The 24,482-nt window shown below is 70.8% G+C and carries 23 protein-coding genes; 20 read left to right on the top strand and 3 right to left on the bottom strand.

From position 1 onward, the window contains the following. The first annotated feature begins 27 nt into the window (after positions 1-27). Positions 28-1,578, top strand: coding sequence for a signal recognition particle protein (gene ffh, locus ORG17_RS10615; protein ID WP_214527396.1), 1,551 nt, complete (start codon positions 28-30; stop codon positions 1,576-1,578). 239 nt (positions 1,579-1,817) lie between these two features. Here the strand turns inward: ffh and ORG17_RS10610 are convergent, their stop codons facing one another. Next, entirely contained in the window at positions 1,818-2,957 is a 1,140-nt protein-coding gene (locus ORG17_RS10610; RefSeq protein WP_214527412.1) for a glutamate--cysteine ligase, read from the bottom strand. Positions 2,958-3,076: 119 nt separating this feature from the next. On the opposite strand from ORG17_RS10610, the gene aroA reads away from it, so the two are divergent. The 8 genes from aroA (at position 3,077) to trmD (ending at position 12,644) form a co-directional block, all read left to right on the top strand. Then, positions 3,077-6,319 carry a 3-phosphoshikimate 1-carboxyvinyltransferase gene (gene aroA / locus ORG17_RS10605; RefSeq protein WP_214527395.1) on the top strand — a complete coding sequence of 1,081 codons (3,243 nt, stop codon included), beginning with the start codon at positions 3,077-3,079 and terminating at the stop codon, positions 6,317-6,319. After that, positions 6,316-7,494: an acyl-CoA dehydrogenase family protein gene (locus ORG17_RS10600; RefSeq protein ID WP_214527394.1), complete on the top strand. Its 1,179-nt coding sequence runs from the start codon at positions 6,316-6,318 to the stop codon at positions 7,492-7,494. The genes aroA and ORG17_RS10600 overlap by 4 nt, the downstream gene beginning before the upstream one ends. Before the next feature lie 83 nt (positions 7,495-7,577). Beyond that, the gene (locus ORG17_RS10595) at positions 7,578-8,423 is read left to right on the top strand and encodes an SDR family oxidoreductase (protein ID WP_301565360.1); all 846 of its coding nucleotides are present in this window, start codon (positions 7,578-7,580) and stop codon (positions 8,421-8,423) included. A 4-nt stretch (positions 8,424-8,427) separates the two neighbouring features. Continuing rightward, positions 8,428-10,563, top strand: a complete 2,136-nt coding sequence (locus ORG17_RS10590) for an oxidoreductase (RefSeq protein WP_214527393.1) — start codon at positions 8,428-8,430, stop codon at positions 10,561-10,563. Positions 10,564-10,727: 164 nt separating this feature from the next. After that, the gene (gene rpsP / locus ORG17_RS10585; RefSeq protein WP_027465884.1) at positions 10,728-11,141 is read left to right on the top strand and encodes a 30S ribosomal protein S16; all 414 of its coding nucleotides are present in this window, start codon (positions 10,728-10,730) and stop codon (positions 11,139-11,141) included. Positions 11,142-11,144: 3 nt separating this feature from the next. After that, positions 11,145-11,381: an RNA-binding protein gene (locus ORG17_RS10580; RefSeq protein WP_017888258.1), complete on the top strand. Its 237-nt coding sequence runs from the start codon at positions 11,145-11,147 to the stop codon at positions 11,379-11,381. 19 nt (positions 11,382-11,400) lie between these two features. Continuing rightward, positions 11,401-11,946, top strand: coding sequence for a ribosome maturation factor RimM (gene rimM / locus ORG17_RS10575; RefSeq protein ID WP_171907871.1), 546 nt, complete (start codon positions 11,401-11,403; stop codon positions 11,944-11,946). 5 nt (positions 11,947-11,951) lie between these two features. Beyond that, the gene (trmD, locus tag ORG17_RS10570) at positions 11,952-12,644 is read left to right on the top strand and encodes a tRNA (guanosine(37)-N1)-methyltransferase TrmD (RefSeq protein ID WP_071244857.1); all 693 of its coding nucleotides are present in this window, start codon (positions 11,952-11,954) and stop codon (positions 12,642-12,644) included. 149 nt (positions 12,645-12,793) lie between these two features. On the opposite strand, the gene map is transcribed toward trmD, so the two are convergent. After that, on the bottom strand, positions 12,794-13,585 hold the full coding sequence (gene map / locus ORG17_RS10565; RefSeq protein ID WP_214527392.1) for a type I methionyl aminopeptidase: 792 nt from the start codon (positions 13,583-13,585) through the stop codon (positions 12,794-12,796). Between the two features lie 168 nt (positions 13,586-13,753). On the opposite strand from map, the gene rplS reads away from it, so the two are divergent. The 9 genes from rplS (at position 13,754) to ORG17_RS10520 (ending at position 20,772) form a co-directional block, all read left to right on the top strand. Beyond that, entirely contained in the window at positions 13,754-14,110 is a 357-nt protein-coding gene (gene rplS, locus ORG17_RS10560) for a 50S ribosomal protein L19 (RefSeq protein WP_017888254.1), read from the top strand. Positions 14,111-14,232: 122 nt separating this feature from the next. Beyond that, positions 14,233-14,976, top strand: a complete 744-nt coding sequence (lepB, locus tag ORG17_RS10555) for a signal peptidase I (protein WP_214527391.1) — start codon at positions 14,233-14,235, stop codon at positions 14,974-14,976. Next, positions 14,973-15,680 (top strand): ribonuclease HII, encoded by a 708-nt coding sequence (locus ORG17_RS10550; RefSeq protein ID WP_111056311.1) that lies wholly within the window; start codon positions 14,973-14,975, stop codon positions 15,678-15,680. Before lepB ends, ORG17_RS10550 begins: the two co-directional genes overlap by 4 nt. A gap of 45 nt (positions 15,681-15,725) precedes the next feature. After that, positions 15,726-16,049 carry a DUF2469 family protein gene (locus ORG17_RS10545; protein WP_017888251.1) on the top strand — a complete coding sequence of 108 codons (324 nt, stop codon included), beginning with the start codon at positions 15,726-15,728 and terminating at the stop codon, positions 16,047-16,049. A gap of 117 nt (positions 16,050-16,166) precedes the next feature. Beyond that, a complete protein-coding gene (locus ORG17_RS10540) occupies positions 16,167-16,517 on the top strand; it encodes a histone-like nucleoid-structuring protein Lsr2 (protein ID WP_017888250.1) in 351 nt (116 codons plus the stop codon). A gap of 164 nt (positions 16,518-16,681) precedes the next feature. Further along, the gene (locus tag ORG17_RS10535) at positions 16,682-17,059 is read left to right on the top strand and encodes a YraN family protein (RefSeq protein ID WP_035808666.1); all 378 of its coding nucleotides are present in this window, start codon (positions 16,682-16,684) and stop codon (positions 17,057-17,059) included. Further along, complete coding sequence (locus ORG17_RS10530) at positions 17,056-18,579, top strand: YifB family Mg chelatase-like AAA ATPase (RefSeq protein ID WP_214527390.1); 1,524 nt, start codon at positions 17,056-17,058, stop codon at positions 18,577-18,579. The genes ORG17_RS10535 and ORG17_RS10530 overlap by 4 nt, the downstream gene beginning before the upstream one ends. Then, entirely contained in the window at positions 18,576-19,814 is a 1,239-nt protein-coding gene (gene dprA, locus ORG17_RS10525) for a DNA-processing protein DprA (protein ID WP_301565361.1), read from the top strand. The genes ORG17_RS10530 and dprA overlap by 4 nt, the downstream gene beginning before the upstream one ends. Before the next feature lie 25 nt (positions 19,815-19,839). Further along, complete coding sequence (locus ORG17_RS10520; RefSeq protein WP_301565362.1) at positions 19,840-20,772, top strand: tyrosine recombinase XerC; 933 nt, start codon at positions 19,840-19,842, stop codon at positions 20,770-20,772. Positions 20,773-20,846: 74 nt separating this feature from the next. Here ORG17_RS10520 and ORG17_RS10515 read toward each other — a convergent pair whose 3' ends face one another. Further along, positions 20,847-21,473: a murein hydrolase activator EnvC family protein gene (locus tag ORG17_RS10515; RefSeq protein ID WP_214527389.1), complete on the bottom strand. Its 627-nt coding sequence runs from the start codon at positions 21,471-21,473 to the stop codon at positions 20,847-20,849. Positions 21,474-21,790: 317 nt separating this feature from the next. On the opposite strand from ORG17_RS10515, the gene ORG17_RS10510 reads away from it, so the two are divergent. Both ORG17_RS10510 and rpsB read left to right on the top strand, forming a co-directional pair. Then, entirely contained in the window at positions 21,791-23,233 is a 1,443-nt protein-coding gene (locus ORG17_RS10510) for a sugar porter family MFS transporter (RefSeq protein ID WP_051596806.1), read from the top strand. A 322-nt stretch (positions 23,234-23,555) separates the two neighbouring features. After that, positions 23,556-24,473 carry a 30S ribosomal protein S2 gene (gene rpsB, locus ORG17_RS10505; protein WP_027465874.1) on the top strand — a complete coding sequence of 306 codons (918 nt, stop codon included), beginning with the start codon at positions 23,556-23,558 and terminating at the stop codon, positions 24,471-24,473. Positions 24,474-24,482 lie beyond the last annotated feature (9 nt).

Genomic DNA, 24,482 nt, shown 5'->3' with positions numbered 1-24,482 from the left:
GCGGGAGCCTTGTAGAATCGACGGATCATGGCGCAATTCGGTTCACTCTCCGATCGGCTGACCGAGACCTTCCGCAATCTGCGGAGCAAGGGTCGGCTGACTCCGTCCGACGTCGACGGCACCGTCCGCGAGATCCGGCGGGCGCTCCTCGACGCCGACGTCGCGCTCGAGGTCGTCAAGGCGTTCACCGCATCGGTGCGCGAGCGTGCCCTCTCCGACGAGGTCAACCGCGCGCTCAACCCGGCGCAGCAGGTCGTCCAGATCGTCAACGAGGAACTCGTCGGCATCCTGGGTGGGCAGCAGCGACGGCTCGAGTTCGCGAAGAAGCCGCCGACGGTCATCATGCTCGCGGGTCTGCAGGGTGCCGGTAAGACCACGCTCGCGGGCAAGCTCGGCAAGTGGCTCAAGAAGGACGGCCACACCCCGATGCTCGTCGCGGCGGACCTCCAGCGTCCGAATGCCGTGCAGCAGCTGCAGGTCGTCGGCGAGCAGGCCGGCGTGCACGTGTTCGCTCCCGAGCCCGGCAACGGTGTCGGCGACCCGGTCAAGGTCGCCAAGAACGCCATCAAGGCCGCGATCGACCAGCAGTACGACACCGTCATCGTCGACACCGCCGGTCGACTCGGTGTCGATGCCGAGCTGATGAAGCAGGCCGCGAACATCCGCAAGGCCGTCGACCCGGACGAGGTCCTGTTCGTCATCGACGCGATGATCGGTCAGGACGCCGTCAACACGGCCCGTGCGTTCCAGGAAGGCGTCGACTTCACCGGTGTCGTGCTCTCGAAGCTCGACGGTGACGCCCGCGGTGGTGCCGCCCTGTCGGTGGCCAGCGTGACCGGCCGTCCGATCATGTTCGCGTCGACGGGTGAGTCGCTCGACGACTTCGAGCCGTTCCACCCGGACCGCATGGCGAGCCGAATCCTCGACCTCGGCGACATCCTGTCCCTCATCGAGCAGGCGCAGGGCGCCTTCGACGAGGAAGAGGCGCGCAAGGTCGCGGACAAGATCGCGACCGACAACTTCACGCTGAACGACTTCCTGCAGCAGATGCAGCAGCTCCGCAAGGCCGGCTCCATCAAGGGCATGCTCGGCATGCTCCCGGGAGCCAAGGGCATGCGCGAGGCGCTCGACAACTTCGACGAGCGCGAGATCGTCCGTACCGAGGCGATCATCCAGTCGATGACGCCCCAGGAGCGTGAGCTCCCGAAGCTCCTCAATGGTTCGCGCCGTCTGCGCATCGCGCGCGGTGCCGGATCGACCGTCACCGAGGTCAACGCGCTGGTCAACCGCTTCGAGCAGGCCGCCAAGATGATGAAGACCGTCGCCCGCGGTGGCGTGCCGCAGATGCCGGGCATGGGTCCGATCCCGGGCATGCACGGCGGCAAGAAGCAGCAGCAGGGCGGCAAGAAGAAGTCGAAGGTGGGCAACCCCGCCAAGCGCGCGGCCTTGGCTGCCGGCGCGGCGGCTACGCCGCAGCAGGCCCCGCAGGGGTCCGGCCTCGGCCTCGGGGGTGCCAAGGGCGGCAAGGCACCGACCGAGGAAGAGCTCGCGTCGCTGCAGAAGTTCCTGGGGCGCTGACGCGGCTCGCGATCGCGACCACCTGACGGACGGGAGGCCCGGTGCCAGCTGGCACCGGGCCTCCCGTCCGTGGTCCGGTCGCGGCGCGACGTTCCTTCCCATTGCACGCGCGATGGAAAGTGGAATCGGGCGTACCTGGTCGAAAGGAACGACCAGGTATGCCCGATTCGGCCAGGTATGCCCGATTCGGCCAGGTATGCCCGATTCGGCCAGGTATGCCCGGGGCGGTCCGGTGGCGGCTAGAGCGCGTCGCGGAACTCGGTGACCAGGTGGCGGACCACGGCGCGCAGGTCGCCGCCGTTCTCCTGCGCGACCTGCAGCTGCCGCTGGTACGAGGCGCCGCGCTCGATCATCGTGTCGAGGTGGTGCAGCTCGTCGAGGCAGCCGAGCCGTTCGGCGATCGGGTCGAGCCGCTGCACCAGGTCGTGCACCTCGTCGGTCACGAGCCGCTCGTCGCCGGCGACGTTCGTGATGATCTCGGCCTCCATGCCGTAGCGGGCCGCGCGCCACTTGTTCTCGCGGATGAACCACGGCTGCATGGTGGGCAGGGTCTCACCGGCGTCGAGCCGGTCCGAGCAGGCGGTGACCAGGCACTGCACGAGCGCGGTGACGGCGCCGACCTCGTGCAGGGTCGAGATGCCGTCGGAGACCCGGTTCTCGAGGGTGCCCCAGCCCGGCGACGGTCGGATGTCCCAGCGCAGGTCCTTCACGCCGTCGATGACGCCGGTGTGGGTGAGGTCGCCGACGACCTCTTCGAAGTTCGCCCAGGCGCCGAGCTGCGGCGGGAGCCCGCCGGTCGGGAGCTGCTGGAACATGAGGGCGCGGTTCGAGGCGTACCCGGTGTCGGTGCCGCCCCAGAACGGGCTCGACGCGGTGAACGCCTGCAGGTGCGGGACGTAGGCGAGCATCGCGTTCATGATCGGGACCGCCTTGTCGCGCTCGTCGATGCCGACGTGCACGTGCACGCCCCAGATGAGCATCTGGCGTCCCCACCAGCGGGTGCGGTCGATCAGCGTCGTGTAGTGCTCGCTGTCCGGGGTGATCTCCTGCTGGTCCCACACCGCGAACGGGTGCGTGCCCGAGCACATCACCTGGGCGTCGAGCGGTTCGGCGGCGTCGATGACCTCGCCGATGATGCCGGACAGCTCACTCGTCGCAGCCCCCACGCGGTCGTGGACGCTCGAGACGACCTCGACCGTGTTGGTCAGCAGCTCCTCGGTGACGCGGTCGTGGTCGCCGAGCCGCTCGTGCACGGCGGCGATGACGGCGGGGGCACGGGGAGCGAGGTCGCCGGTCGCCCGGTCGACCAGGGGGAGTTCCCACTCGACGCCGATGGTCGACGGGCGGGACTCGGTGAAGCGGATGTCCATGCCGTCCATCCTGCCCGGGTCCTTGTCGGACACGCACAACGAAGCGTTGTCCCGATCGTGCGGATCGTCCTGCAACTAGTTCCACTCCGGGCGTACCGTTGAAATGTTCCTACAGGGAAGAGGTACGCATGCAGTTGGTGGTGCGCGGGACGAACGCCCCGCTCGTCGGAGAACTCGACATCCCGGTCTCGAAGTACCACGCGCACCGCGCGCTGGTGCTCGCGTCGCTGGCGAAGGGGACGAGTGTCGTCTCCGGGGTCAGCGCGACGCGACAGGTGGAGTGGACCGTGGGCACGCTCCGCGCGCTCGGCGTCGACGTCAAGCGTCGCGGGAACGCGTACCACGTGACCGGGCTGGGCGGCCGGTACCGGGCGACCGACGTCGTGGACCACGGCTCGCGCGGTGCCGACGGACTGCTGAACATGGGGTCCTCGGGCACCACGCTCTACTTCATGACCGGGCTCGCCTCGCTGGCCGACCGCCCGATGACCCTGTCCGGCATGAAGTACTTCCAGCGCCGCCCGATCAAGGCGCTGCTCACCTCGCTGACGCAGATGGGGGTGGAGCTCGAGGCGACGAACGACTGCCCACCCGTCACCGTGCAGCCCAGGCGTCCGCGCGGCGGCGACGTGACGATCGCCGGCACCCTGTCGCAGTGGGTGTCCGGGCTGCTGCTGGTGGCCCCGTTCGCCGAGCACGAGACCCGGATCCACATCACCGGCGGGCGGCTCAACGAACAGCCCTACGTCGAGCTCACCGTGCGGATGATGCGGCAGTTCGGCCTGACGGTCGAGGTCTCCGACGACTGGCTCGAGTACCGGATCCCGGCGGGCCAGCAGGCCACCCCGCACGACTACGTCATCCCGCCCGACATCGGCTCCGCAGCGTTCGGCATCGCGGCGGCCGGCACCCGTGAGTCGAACGTGCTGCTGCGCGGCATGACGGCCACGACGACGGCCGAGACGGACCACCCGGAGAGCGAGTTCCTGGACCTCGCGACCGCGATGGGCGTGCCGATGCGGATCGACGAGGAGAGCGGCTTCGTCCGGATCGAGCACGACGGGTCCCCGCTCCGGCCGCTCGACGTCGACTGCCGTCCGATCCCGGACCTGCTGCCCGTGCTGTCGACGATGGCCACCTTCGCCGAGGGCACGAGCCGACTGTGGAACGTGGCGCACATCCGGCTGAAGGAATCCGACCGGGTGGCGGCGATGCTCCAGTTGAACCGGATGGGCGGCCGTGCCGAGCAGGGCGCGGACGAGCTCCGGGTCACCGGCGTCGGCGCGGCCGGGTTGCACGGTGCGCCGATGTCCTCGTTCAACGACCACCGTGTGCTGATGTCCCTCGCGGTCGCGGCGTCGAGTGCCGACGGGGTGTCCGGCCTGACCTACCCGCGTGCCTACCGGATCTCCTACCCGACGTTCCTCGAGGCGATGAACTCCGTCGGGCTCGACATGTCGGTCGGCGACCGGCTCGCAGCCCAGGTGGCGCGGGACGACCGGATCGACGCCGCCGAGGCCGACGGGGTCCGCACGCACCTGGGCACGCCCCTCGAGACGCCTGCAGCGCCCGAGCCAACCGACCAGCCGGTCGCGCAGCCCACGGCGCAGCCCACCGCCGCGCAGCCCACCGTCCCGCAGCCCGCCGTCGCCGTACCCGAGCTCGCCGGCGTCGACGCCGACCCGCTCGTCCTGAGCGAGCGGGTCCGCGCCCTGTCGCAGACCGACCCCGACGGCCTGGCCGTGATCGAGGTCGGCGGTGCGACCCCCGCGAACACCACGTGGAAGGAGCTGCAGGACGAGGCCGACCGGGTCTCCGCCCTGCTGCTCGAACTCGGCGTGCGCACGGGTGAATCCGTCGCGATGCAGCTGCCCAACTGGCGCGAGTTCGTGTCGATCACCCTCGGTGCGATCCAGATCGGCGCCGTCGCCACCCCGATCATGCCGGTGTTCGGCCCCCGCGAGACCACGATGACGCTGGCGCGATCGAAGGCCCGCGTGGTCTTCCTGCCGAACGTGTTCCGGAAGCGCCGTCCCGCCCTCGAACTCCTCGACGTCATCGACGAGGCCGCCACGCAGGACCGTCGCCTGTCGCTCGAGCACGTCATCGTGCTCCGCGCCGAGGCCCGCGGGCAGGGGGACACCCCGACGAACCAGCCGCCGCTGCCCGCCGACGCCCTGGAGCGCGTCGTGGCGAGCGACTGGCACTGGCGCTACTTCGAGAACGCCCTCGCCGCCGTGCACGTCGACGTCGACGAGATCGCGTCGCACGCTCCCGGACCGGACGACGTCTGCCAGCTGCTCTTCACCTCCGGTACCACGGGGGAGCCGAAGGGCGTGCAGCACCCGCACCGCACGCTCGGACTCGCTACCGCCATGCACGTGGCGCAATCCGGGCTGACCAGCGCCGACCGCATCTACATCCCGTCGCCGCTCGCTCACCAGACCGGGTTCCTGTACGGCATGCTGCTGGCGTTCCGGCTCGGTGCCCCGCAGGTCATCCAGCCGGTGTGGGACGGCCGGGTCGCACTCGAGCAGGCGTTCGGCGTCGCCCGGGCGTCCTTCGTGCAGTGCGCGACGCCGTTCCTGACCGACCTCGTCGACCTGGTCGAGGCCGGTGCACCGCAGCCGGAGTCGCTCCGGATCTTCGTGCCGACGGGCGCCGCGGTGCCCCGTGCACTGGCCCAGCGAGCGAGCACGGTGCTCGGCAGCGCCATCCTCGGCGCCTTCGGGACGAGCGAGACGTGTCTCGGGGCCCTGTCCAGCCCCAGCGACGACCCCACCGACGCCCACGGCCACGACGGCCGGGCGCTGCCGGGCATCGTGATCCGCATCGTCGACGACGCGGGGATCGAGCTGCCCGCCGGTACCGAGGGCAACTTCGAGCTGCACTCGCCGACGATGTTCGCGGGCTACCTCGACCGCCCGGACCTGACCGACGACGTGTTCACGGCGGACGGCTGGTACCGCACGGGCGACCTGGCGAAGGTCGACGAGAAGGGCTTCCTGTCGATCACCGGGCGTGTGAAGGACGTCATCAACCGCGGTGGCGAGAAGATCCCCGTCGTCGAGATCGAGAACCTGCTGTACCAGCACCCGCTGGTCACGGACGTCGCGATCGTGGCGATGCCGGACGAGCGGCTCGGTGAGCGTGCGTGCGCCTGGGTCGTGAACGCCCGCGCGGACGAGCCGCTCGACTTCGCCGGGATGCAGCAGTACCTCGACACGGCCGGCGTGAGCAAGTACTACTGGCCGGAACGACTCGAGTACACCACCGAGCTGCCGCGCAACGCGGTCGGCAAGGTCCAGAAGAACATCCTGCGCGAGCAGGCGGCCGCGCTCGTCGCGACGAAGGAGAACGAGACACGATGACGATCGTCGAGCAGACGAGCACGGGCTTCGACGAAGCCGCCTTCCAGCAGCTCAAGGCCGAGGTCACCGAGTGGGTCCGCGGCCCCGGCGAGGCGTGGGCGGACGAGATCGAGCGCACGGGCCGGGTCGCCCCCGAGCTGTTCCAGGAGCTCAAGGAGAACGGATGGCTCAGCCTCGCCGCCCCGACGGAGCTCGGCGGACGGGCGATCCCCTTCTCGCGCTACCTCGAGATCATGGAGGTCGTCTCCCGCTCGCACGCCTCCATCCGCATGCTCGTGCACGTCATCAACGGCACCTGGCGCGCGATGGCCCCCTACGCGACGCCGGAGCAGATCGAGCAGGTCGTCAAGCCGTCCGTCGCGGGTGACACGCTCGTCGCGTTCACCCTGACCGAGGCCACCGCGGGCACCGGAGCGGACATCCGCACGACGGTCCGGCGCGAGGGCGACACCTACGTGATGAACGGCGAGAAGCACCTCATCACGTTCGGGGTCAAGGCCGACCACTGGCTCATCGCCGCTCGGCTCGAGGGCACCAGCGGCCAGGACGGCACGGTCGCGTTCCTGATGCCGAACAGCGGGCTGCCGGGTGCCGAGGTGATCGACGACTCCGACACCATGGGCATCCGCGGCACCGACCACGCGATCCTGCGGTTCACCGAGACCCCGATCCCGGCCAGCGCACGTCTGGGCGCCGAAGGCCAGGGCCTCGAGGTCGCGCTCGGCGGCTTCCTGCTGCCGAGCCGGGTGTCCGTCGCGATGAGCGCCGTCGGTCTCGCCGAGCGGGCGAACGAGCTCGCCGTCGAGTACGCGAACAAGCGCGAGACCTTCGGCAAGCGCCTCTCCAGCCGCCAGGCGATCCAGTTCTACCTGGCCGAGAACTACGCCGACATCGCCGCCGCCCGCGCCCTGGTGCTCGAGGCCGCTCGCGCCTACGAAGAGGACCGCCCCGACGCCGGCACACTCTCCAGCGCCTCGAAGATGGTCGCCGTCGACATGCTCGCCCGGGTCACCGACAAGGCCCTGCAGGTGCACGGCGGGCAGGGCTACTGGAAGCGCAACGCCATCGAGCGCGTCTACCGCGACGCACGCGCGCAGCGCTTCGAAGAGGGCACCAACGAGATCCAGAAGCTGATCGTCGGCCGCGCCGTCGTGACCGGCGCAGCCGGGTTCTGAAACCGACCGACGACCGGACTGGAGGCCCGTGGCGGGCCCGCCCCGCGCCTCCAGTCCGTCTCCCACTCACCTGGAGGACCGCAGTGACCGACAGCACCAACGCACCCATCGCACTCATCACGGGCGCTTCGCGCGGCATCGGCCGCCTGCTCGCGCAGAAGCTCGGCCAGCGCGGCGTCACCGTCGTGGTGACGTACAAGGGCAACGCCGACCTGGCCGAGGAGTCCCTGGCCGACGTCAGGGCGGCCGGCGGCGACGGCATCACGGCGCAGGTCGACATCGAGCAGCCGGAGTCGATCGACGCCCTGTTCGACCTGGTGCGCGACACCTACGGACGCCTCGACATGTTCGTCGCGAACGCCGCGGCCAGCGCGTTCAAGCCCGTCGCCGACCTCAAGCTGCACCACCTCGACCGCAGCTACGCCACGAACGCCCGCTCGTTCGTGCTCGGCGCCCAGCGCGCGGCGGAACTCATGGACCGCGGTGGCCGCATCGTCGTCGTGACGTCGTACGGATCGCTCCGGGCGTTCCCGACCTACGCCGCACTCGGTGCCGCCAAGGCCATGAGCGAGGCGTACATGAAGTACATGGCGGTGGAGTTCGGTCCGCGCCAGATCACCGTCAACGCGGTGAACGGCGGCCTCATCGACACCGACTCGCTCGAGTACTTCTACACGAAGGTCCCCGGCCAGGCGCCGATGGACACCGTCCTCGAGAAGCTCCCGCTGCAGCGCCCCGGGACGGCCGACGACATGGCCGACGCCGTCGACTTCCTGCTGTCGGACAAGGCCGGGTACATCACCGGGCAGGTGCTCTCGGTGGACGGCGGTCTGACGGTCATCGCCCCGCCGTACTGGTCGGACACGACGTCGCCCCTCCGCGACGCGGTGCTGCCGGCCGACGCTCCGGGCGCGGACCCCGCAGAATAGGCGCATGAGCAGCGTCGCTTCCGCCCCCGTCGTGCCGGAGTCCCTCCGGACCGTCGCGTCACCCTGGACCCTCGGCCCCCTGCACCTGGCGAACCGGGTGGTGATGGGGTCGATGCACACCGGGCTCGAGGTGCACGACGACGGCGGAGCCGGCATGGCCGCCTTCTACCGCGAACGGGCGGCCGGCGGGGCGGCGTGCATCATCACCGGCGGCATCGCGGTGAACGACGAGGCCCGCGGGGGTCCGGACTTCGCGGTGTTCGGCGTCGGGGGAGCCGACGAGCGGTTCCGGGTGGCGGTCGACGCCGTGCACGACGAGGGCGGGACGATCCTCGCGCAGCTGTTCCACGCCGGGCGGTACGCGCTGGCGTCGGGCATGGTCGACCGGCACGGCGACCCGCAGCGCGTCGTGGCACCCTCGGCCCTGCCGTGGGCGGCCGCCCGCGGTGTGGTGCCGACCGAGCTGACGTCGGCCGAGGTCGAGCGGACCATCGAGGACTTCGCCGCCGCGGCCCGCACCGCCCGCGCGATCGGGTTCGACGGCGTCGAGATCATGGCGTCCGAGGGGTACCTGATCAACCAGTTCCAGTCGCCGCTGACCAACCTGCGCGACGACGAGTGGGGCGGGGATGCGGAACGGCGTCGGCGCTTCGCGATCGAGGTCGTCCGGGCCGTGCGCGCCGCGGTGCCCGAGCTCGCCGTGACGATCCGGCTGTCCGGCGCGGATCTGATGCCCGGCTCGTCGACCGACGACGAGGTCGACGCGCTCGTGCACGACCTGCTGCCGCTCGGGCTCGACGGCATCTCGGTCGGCATCGGCTGGCACGAGTCCCGCACCCCGACCGTGCAGGCCTCGGTGCCGCACGGGGCCTGGCTGGCGTACGCGGCACGGATCGCCGCGGTGGTGCGCTCGTCCGCGTACCCGGACGTCCGCGTGATCGCGTCGAACCGGATGACGGACCTGCGCGACGGTGAAGCCGTGCTCAGCGACGGCCTGATCGACGCCGTCGCGCTCGCCCGGCCGTTCCTCGCCGACCCCGCCATCGTGTCGCGCTCGCTCGCGGGCGGGTTCGCCCTGGTGAACACCTGCATCGGCTGCAACCAGGCGTGCCTCGACCGCTCGATCATCGGCGCACCGGTGTCCTGCCTCGTGAACCCCCGTGCCGCCCGCGAGGTGGCCTTCCCCGCCCGGCCGACCGCGGACCCGAAGCGCGTCGACGTCGTCGGTGGCGGACCGGCCGGGCTCGCCGCCGCGGTGGACGCCGCCCGACGGGGCCACGACGTCACCGTCTGGGAGGCCTCCGACCGCCTCGGCGGCCAGTTCGGCCTCGCCGCACTCGTCCCGGGCAAGGAGGACTACGCCGCCACGGTGCGGTCCGCCCGCGCCGAGCTCGCGGAGCGGGGCGCCACGATCCACCTCGGACGCCCGGCCACTGCTCGGGACCTCGTCGACAGCGACGCCGTCGTGCTCGCGGCCGGGGTGGTCCCGCGGAGCATCGACGTCCCCGGCAGCGCCCTGCCGCACGTGCTGTCCTACGAGCAGGCCCTGCGGAACGGCGTACCCGAGGGCACCGTCGCGATCATCGGCGGCGGTGGCATCGGCGTGGACACCGCGGCGTTCCTGACCGAGTCACCCGACGAGGTCGTCCGGGCCGCCGAGTTCGCGGCCCGCTGGGACCTCGACGTGTCCGAGGAGCTCGTCGGCGACGTGCCGCAGCGGCTCCCCGCGGCACGGCGTACCACCCGACCGGGGGCGCAGGTGACGGTGCTCCGGCGTTCGGGCAAGTTCGGCCAGGGGATCGGCATCACCTCGCGGTGGGTCGCGCTCGGCCGGCTGCGGGACGCCGGGGTGCGGATGGTCGGCGGCGTGCAGGAGTACCTGCGCATCGAACCCGGGGTGCTCTGGATCCGCGACGAGCACGGGGACGAGGTCGGCGTGCCGGCGGACACCGTCGTGGTCTGCGCCGGGCAGGAGCGCGCGACCGACGCCGAGGGCGACGCGCCTGACGGACTCGCCACGGGCCTCCAGGCCGCCGGCGTGCCGTACGCCGTCGTCGGCGGCGCGCGCGACGCACGGAGCGTGGACGCGGTCCGGGCGACGTCCGAGGCCCTCGAAGCGGTGCGACGCCTCGCGCCGTAGCGAGTCGGCTCGCATCACGGCCGGGAATCTGCAAGAATGAACGGTCGAATCGCCGCAGCTCGACCCTCTATCCAGCTGTGAGCGATCTCTCTCGAGCTTTCGCCGTGTGTGCCCCCACGCCCGCGGTTCCAGTTCAACCACAACGAAAGCAAACAGGAGCAATTGTGGCTGTCAAGATCCGTCTGAAGCGTCTCGGTAAGATCCGTGCGCCCTACTACCGCATCGTCGTCGCCGACTCGCGCACCAAGCGCGATGGTCGTGTCCTCGAGGAGATCGGTCAGTACCACCCGACCGAGGAGCCCTCGGTCATCAAGATCGAGTCCGAGCGTGCGCTCTACTGGCTCGGCGTCGGCGCGCAGCCGACCGAGCAGGTCGCGGCCCTCCTCAAGCTGACCGGCGACTGGGCCAAGTTCAAGGGCGAGAAGGACACCGAGTCCAAGGTCAAGGTCGCCGAGCCGAAGCCGGCCTTCCAGGTCGACTCCTCGAAGAAGGCCGTGCTCAAGCCGAAGTCGGAGAAGACGGCTCCCGCCGCCAAGGCCGACGACGCCGAGACCGCCGACGAGACGACCGAGGCGTAGTCCTTGCTCGAATCCGCGCTGACGCACCTCGTCAAGGGGATCGTCGATCACCCTGACGACGTGCGCGTCGCCAGCTCCACCTCCCCACGCGGCGAGGTCCTCGAGGTGCGCGTGCACCCCGAGGACCTCGGCCGCGTGATCGGTCGCGCCGGGCGCACCGCCAAGGCGCTCCGCACCCTCGTCACGGCCCTGGCCGACGGCAAGCGCGTGCGGGTCGACGTGGTGGACACCGATTCCTAGGGAGACGACCCAGCTCCGGGTGGGTCGAATCACGAAGGCGCACGGGCTCAAGGGCGGCATCAAGCTCGAGCTCTACACCGACGACCCGGATCGTCGGTTCACCCCGGGCGCCACCTTCACGCTCCAGGTCCCCGACGACTCACCGTGGTCGGGCAAGACTCTCGAGCTGGACGAACTCCGCTGGTACAACGGTCACCCCGTCGCGTTCTTCGCCGGGATCGACGACCGCACCGCAGCCGAGTCCCTGGCGCGCATCATCCTCTGGGTCGAGCAGGACGCCGACGCCGAGACCGGTGAGGACGACGCCTGGTACGACCACCAGCTCGTCGGGCTCAAGGTCCTGCGTGACGGCGTCGAGGTCGGCACCGTCGCCCGCGTGGACCACATGCCCGCACAGGACCTGCTCGCGATCGACACGCCGTCCCGCGGCGAGGTCCTCGTGCCGTTCGTCTCGGCCATCGTGCCCGCGGTCGACATCGCCGCCGGCACCGTCACGGTCACGCCGCCGCAGGGGCTGTTCGAGGACCCCGAGGACACCTCGCGCCCCGAGACGGTCACGGACTAGTCCCCGTGCGGATCGACATCGTCACGATCTTCCCGGAGTTCTTCTCCGTGCTCGACGTGTCCCTGCTCGGCAAGGCCCGCTCCGGCGGACTGCTCGACCTGCACGTGCACGACCTGCGGTCCTGGACCACCGACCGGCACCGCACCGTCGACGACACCCCGTACGGCGGTGGCGCCGGCATGGTGATGAAGCCGGAGCCGTGGGCGCAGGCGCTCGAGGCGCTCTTCCGGCCCGACGGTTCGTCGACCCTGGTGGTCCCGACGCCGGCCGGCACGCCCTTCACGCAGTCGATCGCGCGGTCACTCGCGTCGACGTCGGAGCACCTCGTGTTCGCTTGCGGGCGGTACGAGGGCATCGACGCCCGCGTCTTCGAGTGGGCGGCGTCGCGCGCCACCGTCGTCGAGCTCTCGCTCGGCGACTACGTGCTGAACGGCGGCGAGGTCGCCGCGATGGCGATGATCGAGGCTGTCGGCCGACTCGTCCCCGGCGTCGTCGGCAACCCCGAGTCGCTGGTCGAGGAGTCTCACGAGGACGGCCTGCTCGAGTACCCCTCGTACACCAAGCCCGCGTCGTGGCGCGGCCTCGACGTCCCCGACGTCCTGCTCAGCGGGCACCACGCCCGCGTCGGTGCCTGGCGGCACGAGCAGCAGCTGGAGCGGACACGGCGCGTCCGTCCGGACCTGCTGCCGCCTGCCTGACCGGCTCGCGCGCTTGTCCGCTGGACGATTTTCGGGCTGAGCGACACTCCTCGCGGTTCGTTCCGCGTGAACTGTCGCTGAGCACGAAACCCGGCCCCGCCGGGTCTGCCTGGAGGCACGGGGCGGGCCCGCACCGTGCCTCCAGTCCGTCAGGCGGTCGGGTCGGCGCGCTGGGCGCGACGCAGGGTCAGGACCTCGGGGCCGGCCTCGGTGACCGCGACCGTGTGTTCGACGTGCGCGGCACGTGAGCCGTCGACGCTGCGCAGGGTCCAGCCGTCGTCGTCCTGGTAGAGCTCGTCGGTCGTCTGCATGAGCCACGGCTCGATCGCGACGACCAGCCCCGGTCGGAGCTTCAGGCCGCGACCCGGACGGCCGTCGTTCGGCACGTGCGGGTCCCCGTGCATGGTGCGACCGACGCCGTGCCCCCCGAACTGCAGGTTCACGTCGTGACCGGCCTCGTGTGCGACGTGACCGATGGCGTGCGAGACGTCGCCGAGCTTGTTGCCGGGAGTCGCCTGCGCGATGCCGGCGGCGAGTGCTCGCTCGACCGTGGCGATCAGGGCCTGGTCCTCGTCGCGCGGCGTGCCGACCTGGACGCTGACGGCGGAGTCCGCGACCCAGCCGTCCACGCTCGCGGCGAAGTCCAGGCTCACCAGGTCGCCGTCCTGCAGGGTGTGGTCGTGCGGCAGGCCGTGCAGGGCGGCGTCGTTCACCGAGGTGCAGAGGTTCTTGCCGAACGGCGACATGCCGAACGACGGGTGGTAGTCGACGTAGCAGCTCTCCGCGCCGCGTTCGGCGATCATCCGGGCCGCGACGCGGTCGAGGTCGAGCAGGTTGACGCCGACGTCGACGGTCTCGAGCAGCTCGTCGAGGACGTCGGCCACGAACCGGCCGGCGACGCGCAGTCCGTCCAGCTCGGCGGGGGTGCGGAGTTCGATCATGGGTCCATCCTCGTCGTTTTGTCTCCCGCGCTCTCTGTGGCAGTATTGAACGCTGTGCCCTGGCTGGACTCTGCCACGGGGGAGTCGCCGACACCGGGCACGCACCACCACTTTCCGAACCTTCGATCCGCGGCGACCCGTGCGCGTCCGCAGAGAGTGAAACCCACCATGAGCCAGCTCCTCGACAACGTCGACGCAGCATCGCTGCGTACCGACGTCCCGGACTTCCGTCCCGGCGACACCATCAAGGTGCACGTCAACATCATCGAAGGCACGCGCTCGCGTATCCAGGTCTTCCAGGGAGTCGTCATCGGCCGTCAGGGCCACGGCATCGGCGAGACCTTCAAGGTCCGCAAGGTGAGCTTCCAGGTCGGCGTCGAGCGCTGGTTCCCCGTGCACTCGCCGATCATCGACCACATCGAGATCGTCACCAAGGGTGACGTCCGTCGTGCGAAGCTCTACTACCTGCGCGAGCTCCGCGGCAAGGCGGCCCGCCGCAAGATCAAGGAGAAGCGCGACGCCTGATCGCCTTCACAGTGAACGTCCGCGAGCCGGACGACGCTGCGAGCCCCTCGTCCATGTACGGTTGTGCATCGACGGGGGGCTCTTCCCATTGCGGGGAGTCAGTGGTTCGAACGAGAGCGGAAATGACGGACACGACAGAGGATTCCGGGCGCAGGCCACGTGCCGAGAAGCAACGGAACGGTGTCCTCACATTCGTCCGCGACCTCGTCATCATCTTCATCGCGGCGCTGCTCGTGTCGTTCCTGGTCAAGACGTTCCTGATCCGGTCGTTCTACATCCCGTCGGCGTCGATGGAGAACACGCTGCAGATCAACGACCGGGTGATCGTCAACGAGCTCGTCCCCGGCGCCGTGGCGCTGAAGCGGGGAGACGTCGTCGTGTTCAAGGACCCGGGCGGCTGGCTCACCGGATCCGAGGTGCCGAGCGTCACGCCGGACACCCAGCCCGCCAAGGCGATCGACTGGGCCCTGACCCAGGTCGGTCTCGGCACCGGTGACAGCGACGACCACCTGATCAAGCGCGTCATCGGTCTGCCCGGTGACAAGGTGTCCTGCTGCAACGACCTCGGGCAGATGTCGGTGAACGGTGTGCCGATCAAGGAGCCGTACCTGAAGCTCCCCGCCGGCGCCCCGGCCTCGGCGACCGACTTCTCGGTCACCGTGCCGAAGGGCACCATCTGGGTGATGGGCGACAACCGGAACGACTCGAAGGACTCCCGGTACAACGGCGACACCCCGTCGAAGGGCTTCGTCCCGATGTCCGACGTGACGGGCCGCGCGTTCGTCATCTCCTGGCCGGCGAGCCGCTGGACGTGGCTCGACGACCATCCCGAGGTGTTCGCCGGCGTGGAGGAGCGCGACGAGTGACCGCCGTCCGGCCGTCGCTCCGGCTCGAGAAACGTCTGCTCGCCGAGGGCCGCGTGACGGTCATCGGCATGGACGAGGTCGGCCGTGGCGCCATCGCCGGTCCGGTCGGCGTCGGTGTGGCCGCGGTGACGCTCGACATCGGTCGTGTGCCCCAGGGGCTCGCTGATTCCAAACTGCTCTCCGAAGCGCGCCGCACCGACCTGGTGCCCGTCGTGCAGCGTTGGGCACGCACGGCGGTCGGTATGGCATCGGCGGACTTCGTCGACCAGCAGGGCATCGTCCCGGCCCTCGGCGCAGCGGGTGCGCAGGCGCTCGGCTCCCTGGTCGCCGACGGGGTGTCGCTCGACGGCGCGGTGGTGGTGCTCGACGGTTCGTTCGACTGGCTGAGCCGCGCCCTGCCCGCGTCGCTGCGTCCGGCAGCCGATCCGCTCGAGGTCGTCGTCCGGGTCAAGGCCGACCGAGACTGTGCCTCGGTGGCCGCGGCGTCGGTAGTGGCGAAGGTCGCCCGTGACGCGCTCATGATCTCGGCGCACGACGAGGCTCCGCACTACGGGTGGGTGTCGAACAAGGGCTACGGGTCGACGGCGCACTACGACGCGATCCGGACGATCGGGGCGCACGCGCTGCACCGGAAGTCCTGGTTGCACCAGGCTTCGAGCGTCGCGCTGGACGGCTTCGACCAACTCGACGCCGTCGCGGGTTGAGCCCGTCGCCCGCTCGGCCCTGGGTCGCCGTAGACTGTGGGCGCAATGGATGAGGACGAATTCGACGACTACGACCGCGAGGTCGAGCTGGCCCTGTACCGCGAGTACCGAGACGTGGTGTCGCAGTTCCGTTACGTGGTCGAGACGGAGCGCCGTTTCTACCTGGCGAACGAGGTCGAACTCGTGCGCCGTGACACGGAGCACGACTTCTACTTCGAACTGACGATGAACGACGTCTGGGTCTGGGACGTCTACCGTTCCGACCGGTTCGTCAAGGGCGTCCGGGTACTCACGTTCAAGGACGTGAACGTCGAGGAACTCACGACGCGGGAACTCGAACTGCCGAAGGAACTCGCACTCGACGAGTGATCGTCAATTTCCTTTCTTCTGCTTCTTTCTGGGTGAATCGCCGCTGATCCGGACCGGCGGTGAATTGTTCGCGCTATTCTGATGGGGATTTAACCGCCCCACGAACAGGAGCACCCCATGGCACAGAAGGTCACCGTCCAGCTCGTCGACGACCTCGACGATTCCCCCATCACCACCGGTGAAGGCCGGACGGTCGAATTCGCGTTCGACGGCTCGTCGTACGAGATCGACCTGTCGAACGACAACGTCGACAAGTTCCGCGAGGCGATCTCCGACTACATCGCCGCAGCGCGCAAGGTCTCCGGTCGTCGCACCGGCGGCGGTTCCGCCCCGAAGTCCGCCCCGAAGCGTGGCAACTCGGAAGAGCTCGGCAAGATCCGCGAGTGGGCCAAGGAGAACGGGTACGAGGTCTCGTCCCGCGGCCGCATCTCGACGCAGGTGCAGGAAGCCTACGCAGCAGCGCACTGACGCTCGTCGCAGCAGGACCCGGGTGATCTCGATCGCCCGGGTCCTTCTTCTTTCCTCCACAGAGGGCAATTCGCCCGTGCTGATTCCACAGACTCTCTGACTCCGCCGATCGGGGCGTTCGTTCCGGAGATCGTTGTCGTGGAGGCAACGACATGGAACAAGACGTGCAACGTCCACCGGGGCGGTCGCTCCGGAACGGTCGACTCGGACGATTCGGTGAAGAACGAGCGGTGGTCTGGCTCGAGGCGCGGGGATTCCGCGTGCTCGAGCGGAACTGGCGGTGTGCCCGCGGCGAGATCGACATCGTCGCCTGGGATTCCTGCACACTCGCGTTCATCGAGGTGAAGACCCGTTCCGGGGCCGCGACCGGCCACCCGTTCGAGGCGATCACCGCTGCGAAGCTCACCCGGATGCGACGACTCGTGCCCGAGTGGTTCGACGCGCATCCCGAGGTCTCGGCGCGCGCGGTCCGGGTGGACGTCGTCGCGGTCCACGTCGACGGTCCCCGCACGGTCGTCGAGCACCTGGCGGGTGTGCTGTGACGGGCATCGGTCGCGCTGCCGCGGTCGCGCTGCTCGGGGTCACCGGTCGCCGTATCGAGGTCGAAGCGCACCTGACCAGTCAGCTCCCGGCGTTCAGCATCATCGGTCTGCCGGACACCTCACTGGGAGAGGCACGGGAACGCGTGCGATCCGCGGCGGCGAACGCGGGGTGCCCGCTGCCCGCACGTCGGATCACCGTGAACCTGACCCCGGCGGCGATCCCGAAGCGCGGATCGGGGTTCGACCTCGCCATCGCGATGGCCGTGCTCGCCGGAGCCGGTCTCGCGCCGGACGTCTCGGAGCGCATCGTCTACATCGGCGAGCTCGGGCTCGACGGGCGGGTGCGTCCGGTCCCCGGGGTGATCCCGATGCTGGTCGCCGCGCGCGACGCCGGTGCGGACCGCGTGGTGCTGCCCGTCGGCAACCTGACCGAGGCCCGCGTGGTCGGCGGGGTGCGGATCAGCGGCGTGGACTCGTTGCGGGCGGCGGCGATCGACGCCGGGGCACTCCTGCCGGCGGTCGAGGTCGATCCGGTGCTGCCGGTCCCGGTCACGTCGGTGCCGCGTCCCGTGGCCGAGCTGTCGGACGTCGTGGGGAACCCGGTCGGCGTCCGAGCCCTCATCGCCGCGGCGGCCGGGGGACACCACGCACTGCTGCTCGGGCCACCGGGCGCGGGCAAGACCATGCTCGCCGAGCGGCTGCCCGGGTTGCTGCCCGACCTCGACGACGAGACCGCGCTCGAGGTCGCCGCGGTCCGGTCCGTCGCCGGGCTGGGTCCCGCCTCGTGGAGCACGAAGCCACCGTGGGAAGCCCCGCACCACTCCGCGTCGGCGGTCTCGCTCATCGGCGGCGGGTCGGGGGTCCTGCGCCCCGGAGCCGTGTCGCGCGCCACCGGGGGCATCCTGTTCCTCGACGAGGCGCCGGAGTTCCCGCGGGCCGTCCTCGACGCGCTCCGGCAGCCGCTCGAGTCCGGTCGGATCACGATCCACCGTGCGGCGGGTGCAGCCGAGTTCCCCGCACGCTGTCAGGTCGTCCTGGCGGCGAACCCCTGCCCGTGCGGCAACTCCGGTGGTGCGCACGGGCAGCCGTGCGAGTGCTCGGCGAGCACCGTGCGCCGGTACCTCGGTCGGATGTCGGGGCCACTGCTCGACCGGATGGACATCCGGGTGCTGGTGCCGCGGGTGACGACGGGTCGGATGCGGGACGCCGACGGCAGCACCCCGACGACGGCGGTCGCCCGTGCGGCGGTCGCGGCAGCCCGCGCCCGGATGGCGGAGCGCCTGCACGGGACGGGATGGTCGCGCAACGCCGAGGTCACCGGGGCGTGGCTCCGGGCCGAGGGGCGCATCGAACCCGGGTCGACGGCAGACCTCGACCGGGCACTCGACCTCGGCACCCTGACCATGCGCGGCTGGGACCGCGTGATGCGACTGGCGTGGACGCTCGCCGACCTCGACGCGGTGGAGCGGCCCACGGGTGTGCACGTCCGCGGTGCCCTCGCATTGCGGAGCGCGCTGTGATCCCGGCGGGCACGGAGCTCCTCGACACGGTGGCGCGCCTGCTCGGGCCGAGCGGTGCCGCGGTGGACCCGGTGCAGGCCGCGGCACGGGTCGCCTGGTCGGCCGTCGTCGAACCGGGGGACTCCGTCGCCGGCGAGCTCCTCACCGGCCTCGGACCGGAGCGTGCGCTCGGTGCGGTGCTGCTCGCCGCGGACGAGGACTTCGATTCGCTGCTGGGATGCTGCGTCGACGCCGAGGTGCCGGGTGCGGAGGACCCAGCGGTGCTGCTCGGTGTGCTGCAGACCGCGGTGGAACGGTGGCGGCCCCGATTGGCCACTGTCGAGGCGGGCGACGTGCTCGCGGCGGCCGGTGCGGTCGGAGCCGGTCTGCTGGTCCCCGGGAGCGACGGGTGGCCGTCGGCGATGGACGACCTCGGGCCACACGCCCCGGTGGTCCTCTGGACGCGCAGCTCAGGGGCGCACCTCGGCGACGGGATGCCGGCGCTCGGGGTCGTGGGGTCCCGGGCGAACACGGTGGCCGGTGCCGAGGCCGCGGCGGAGATCACCTCGACGGCGGCGGACGCCGGGTGCCGCATCGTGAGCGGGGGTGCCTACGGCATCGACGCGGTGGCGCACCGTGTCGCCGTCGCCGCCGGAACGCCCACCGTCGCAGTCCTGGCCGGCGGCATCGACCAGCTCTACCCGGTGGGGAACGCGCAACTGCTCCACAACGTGGCCCGGCAGGGGGCGTTGCTCGCCGAGTCGGCACCGGGGACACGACCGACGCGGTGGCGTTTCCTCGCCCGGAACCGGCTGATCGCCGCGCTGGCCGACGTCACGGTCGTGGTCGAAGCGGGCGCCCGGTCCGGGGCGCTCAACACCGCCCACCACGCCGCACAGCTCGGCCGGCCCGTGTTCGCGGTGCCGGGAGCGTTCGCGTCCTCGGCGTCGGTCGGGTGCCATCGGCTCATCGCACAGGGGCGGGCGCAGATCGTCGTCCACCCCGGGGATCCGGTCGCGGCGGCGAGGCCCGCGACCGGTACCAGCGGGGGAGCGGTGCCGGACGAACCGCTCCTGTCCGGCCGGCAGGACCCCGAGGTGCTCCGGGTGCTCGACGCGCTCGGCCGTCGCGCCCTGCCCGAGGCCGAGATCGCCCGCCGGGCCGGGATGTCGACGGCCGACGTCGCCGACGCGCTCGCGCTCGCACAGCTGCAGGGACTCGTCGTCGCCACCGGCGGCGGGTGGGGTCGGGCATGACGTCGGGTCGCCGTACGCTGGCGTCGTGGTTGCGCGGACGGACGGTCGACTCGTGGTGGCGGTGGACGCCTTCCTCGGGCACGCCCGGCACGCGCGTGGCCTCAGCGAGCAGACCCTCCGTGCGTACGCCAACGACCTCGAGCAGCTCGTGGCGTTCGCGGACGGTCGCGGCATCGACCGCGTCGCCGACGTCGAGCTCGAGCTCCTGCGCGACTGGCTGTGGGACGCCGACCACCGGGGGCTCGCCCGGTCGACCATCGCCAGGCGGTCTTCGTCCGTGCGGGCGTTCACGCGTTGGGCGAGCGAGATCGGGGTGACGACGACCGACGCCGGGGTCCGGCTCCGCGCCCCGAAGGGTGGGGCACACCTGCCGCGCGTGGTGTCGGCCGACCAGGTGCGCGCCCTGCTCGACGGACTCGGTTCCCGGGCGGCGACGGACGACCCGACGGCGTTGCGGGACCTGGCCCTCGTCGAGCTCCTGTACGCGGCGGCCATCCGGGTCAGCGAACTCGTCGGGATCGACGTGACCGACGTCGATCGCGGACGCTTGACCGTGCGGGTGCTCGGCAAGGGCGGCAAGGAACGCGTGGTGCCGTTCGGGGTTCCGGCGCGGGACGCACTCGAGGCGTGGCTCGAGCGCGGACGGCCCACCCTCGCCGCACGGGCGGAGGGACCTGCAGGCGCGGCGCTGTTCCTCGGCGACCGTGGTGCCCGACTCGGCGTCCGCAGTGCCTACCGCGTGGTCGCCCGGTTGCTCGGTGACCTGCCGGGCGAGGGTCCGAGCGGTCCGCACACCTTCCGGCACACCGCGGCGACGCACCTGCTCGACGGCGGAGCGGACCTGCGCGCGGTGCAGGAACTCCTCGGTCACGCCAGCCTCGGGACGACGCAGATCTACACGCACGTGTCGTCGGCCCGGCTGCGCGAGGTGTACCGGACAGCGCACCCGCGCGCCTGACCCTGCGCCGACGTGCGTCCCGTCCGGTTCCGATCGGTTCCCGGTCGGTTCCCGGTCGGTCCAGGTCGTTCGGCTCACCCGGGCCAAGCCGATTCGGGCAGCAGCACCGGCCACTCGGCCGGTGGCAGGTACGCCATCGGGTCGACGTAGCGACCGTCGACACGAGCACCGAGGTGCAGGCACGGCGCGGACTCCGGACAGTGCCCGACCGAGACACGGCCGACCGGCGCGCCCTGCACCACCTCGTCGCCGGCGGCGACCAGGGGGGTCACCGAGTCGAGCGTGCTGACCAGCCCGTCACCGTGGTCGATCGTCACGACGGTGCGGCCGCCGACCGCCCCGGCGAACGCCACGGTGCCGTCGTCCACCGCCGAAGCAGGGCTGCCGAGGACGGCCGGGACGTCGAGGCCCCGGTGGCCGGCGGCGTAGTCCGAGGACGGTGCCTCCCATGCGCGCTCGACCACCCGCGATCCGGTGGGCCAGACCCAGCGAGCCTCGACCCGGCGCGGCTCGGTCACAGTGTCCACCGACGCCCCGGCACCCACCGACGCCCCGGCGCCCGCCGACTCCCCGGAGCCCACCGTCGCCCCGCCTCCCGTCGACGGCGCGGCACCGAACACCACGGTCCCGCTCAGCACCGTCCCGCTCAGCAGCGCAACGCACACGACGGACAGCAGGACGGGACGTGCGCTCGATCGCATGTCCCCAGCCTGGGCAGTGGAACCCGGCCACGGGGCGGACCGGGGCGATCTGTGGAGGGGGAGTCGCGCCTCCAGGCCTGGGGAGGAATGTGCCGAGGACGGAAGCGACAGAACCGACGTCGTACGACGGCGACAGTGTCGTTCCGCGTCGGCGCGCGGGGCCGCCCGTCCCGATCACGCCCCGGTTATGACCAGATCCCGAGCGAGGAGTACAGTCGGGGCCGCTCCGGAACACGCAACGCCGCTCGGACGGCGAACCAGCCGACCGCCGGGGCACCGTGCTGCACACCGGCACGGCGGCAGAACCCAGGAGCATCGTGTCCACCACGACCACCGGGCACGGCGAAGACCGTGCGTTCAAGGGGAAGGTCACCCTGTTCGCCATCGCGGCGGCGGTCGGTGGCTTCCTGTTCGGCTTCGACTCGTCCGTCATCAACGGCGCCGTCGACGCGATCAAGGGCGAGTTCAACCTCTCCGACGCGGCCAGCGGCTTCGCCGTCGCCTCGGCCCTGATCGGCTGTGCGTTCGGCGCCTACTTCGCCGGCCGCCTCGCCGACCGCTACGGCCGCACCCGGATCATGTTCTGGGCCGCCGTGCTGTTCTTCGTCTCGTCGATCGGTTCGGCGTTCGCGTTCGCGACGTGGGACCTCGTGATCTGGCGTCTCGTCGGCGGTCTCGGCATCGGTACCGCCTCGGTCATCGCACCGGCGTACATCTCCGAGGTCTCCCCGAAGGCGATCCGCGGGCGGCTGGCCTCGTTCCAGCAGCTGGCGATCACGCTCGGTATCTTCGCCGCGCTCCTGTCCGACCAGCTCTTCGCCGTCACCGCGGGCAGCGCCTCGGCCGAGGTCTGGGGTCTCGCGGCCTGGCGCTGGATGTTCCTGGTCGGGGTGATCCCCTCGGTCGTCTACGGCGTCCTGGCGATCACGCTGCCGGAGTCCCCGCGCTACCTGCTCACCAAGGGTCGTGCTGACGACGCGCGCGTGGTGATGGGCAAGATCGTCCCGCGCGACACCGTGAACACGAGCCTGGAGGAGATCCAGGACGGCATCGAGAAGGAAGCCAACGAGAAGAAGGGCTCCATCCGGGGCAACCGCTTCGGGCTCCAGCCGATCGTCTGGGTGGGCATCATCCTGGCCGTGCTGCAGCAGTTCGTCGGCATCAACGTGATCTTCTACTACTCGACGACGCTCTGGCAGGCCGTCGGCTTCAAGGAGGAGGACTCGTTCCTCATCTCCACGATCACCTCGGTGGTCAACGTCGCCGTGACCTTCATCGCGATCTTCCTGGTCGACAAGGTCGGCCGCAAGCCGCTGCTCGTCGCCGGTTCGGCGGGCATGTTCGTCTCGCTCACCATGGTCGCCATCGCGTTCTCGCAGGCGACGATCGTCGACGGCAGCCCGAGCCTCCCCGGCTCGTGGGGCGTCATCGCGCTGATCTTCGCGAACCTCTTCGTGGTGTCCTTCGGTGCCACGTGGGGTCCGCTCATGTGGGTGCTGCTCGGCGAGATGTTCCCGAACCGCATCCGTGCCACCGCGCTGGGCATCGGCTCGGCCGCCAACTGGATCGCGAACTTCATCGTCACGATCTCGTTCCCGGTGCTGTCCGGCTTCAACCTGACGGTCACCTACGGCATCTACGCGCTGTTCGCGTTGCTGTCGCTGTTCTTCGTCATCGCCAAGATCCCGGAGACCAAGGGCCGCTCGCTCGAGGAGATGGGCATCTCCGCCGACGGCGACACGGTGGACGCCAAGGCCTGATCGGCCGGTCGCGCACCGCGTCCGTTCCGCACGGATCGCCGGACAGGAGGCCCGGATCACGTCAGCCGCGAGGCGCGCGTGATCCGGGCCTCCCTTCTGTTAGCATCTATCCAGCAGCGTGCTGATGCGCGCTGACTTCGCGTGTCCACCAAGCCCTCACGGGCTCGGTACCCGACCACCGGTCCCGCTCTCACGAGCGGGCGGTCGCGTGCCAGGACACCAGGGACCACGACCGACGGTCGTGATCGACACAACCGCAACAGGTCCGCAGCGACGTGCGAGAGCACGGCTGCGCGCCGAGAACACAGAAGGAGGACGGCACATGGCCGTCGTCACCATCCGCCAGCTGCTCGACAGCGGCGTCCACTTCGGACACCAGACCCGTCGGTGGAACCCGAAGGTGAAGCGCTTCATCCTCGCCGAGCGCTCGGGCATCCACATCATCGACCTGCAGCAGTCGCTGGCCTTCATCGACCGCGCGTACGACTTCGTCAAGGAGACGGTCGCGCACGGTGGCACGATCCTCTTCGTGGGCACCAAGAAGCAGGCCCAGGGCTCCATCGCCGAGCAGGCGACCCGCGTCGGCCAGCCGTACGTCAACCAGCGTTGGCTCGGCGGTCTGCTCACGAACTTCCAGACGGTCTCCAAGCGCCTCGCGCGCATGAAGGAGCTCGAGGAGATCGACTTCGACGACACGACGAAGGGCTTCACCAAGAAGGAGCTCCTCATCAAGAAGCGCGAGCTGGACAAGCTCCACAAGACCCTCGGTGGTATCCGCAACCTCACGCGGACCCCGAGCGCGCTCTGGATCGTCGACACCAAGAAGGAGCACCTCGCCGTCGACGAGGCGCAGAAGCTCGGTATCCCGATCATCGGCATCCTCGACACCAACTGCGACCCCGACGAGATCACGTACCCGATCCCGGGCAACGACGACGCGATCCGCTCCGTCGGTCTCCTGACCCGCATCGTCGCCGACGCAGCGGCCGAGGGCCTGAAGACCCGCCACAACGGTGGCGACGAGGACGAGGCCAGCGAGCCCCTCGCCGAGTGGGAGCAGGAGCTCCTCGGTGGCGAGACCGCCGCCACGACCGAGGCGCCCGCCGCCCCCGTCGAGGAGAACGACGCTGACGCGCAGGTCGCCGCGAAGGAGATCGGCGAGCCGATCGCCGACGAGGCGAAGAACGCGGAGCCGACGGCCGAGGCCGAGGCAGCCGCGGAGACCACCCCCGCCGAGTGAGTCGCCGGG

It is taken from the genome of Curtobacterium flaccumfaciens pv. betae (assembly GCF_026241855.1).
Taxonomy (GTDB): Bacteria; Actinomycetota; Actinomycetes; order Actinomycetales; family Microbacteriaceae; genus Curtobacterium; species Curtobacterium flaccumfaciens.
This window is presented reverse-complemented; position numbering and strand designations above follow the sequence as displayed.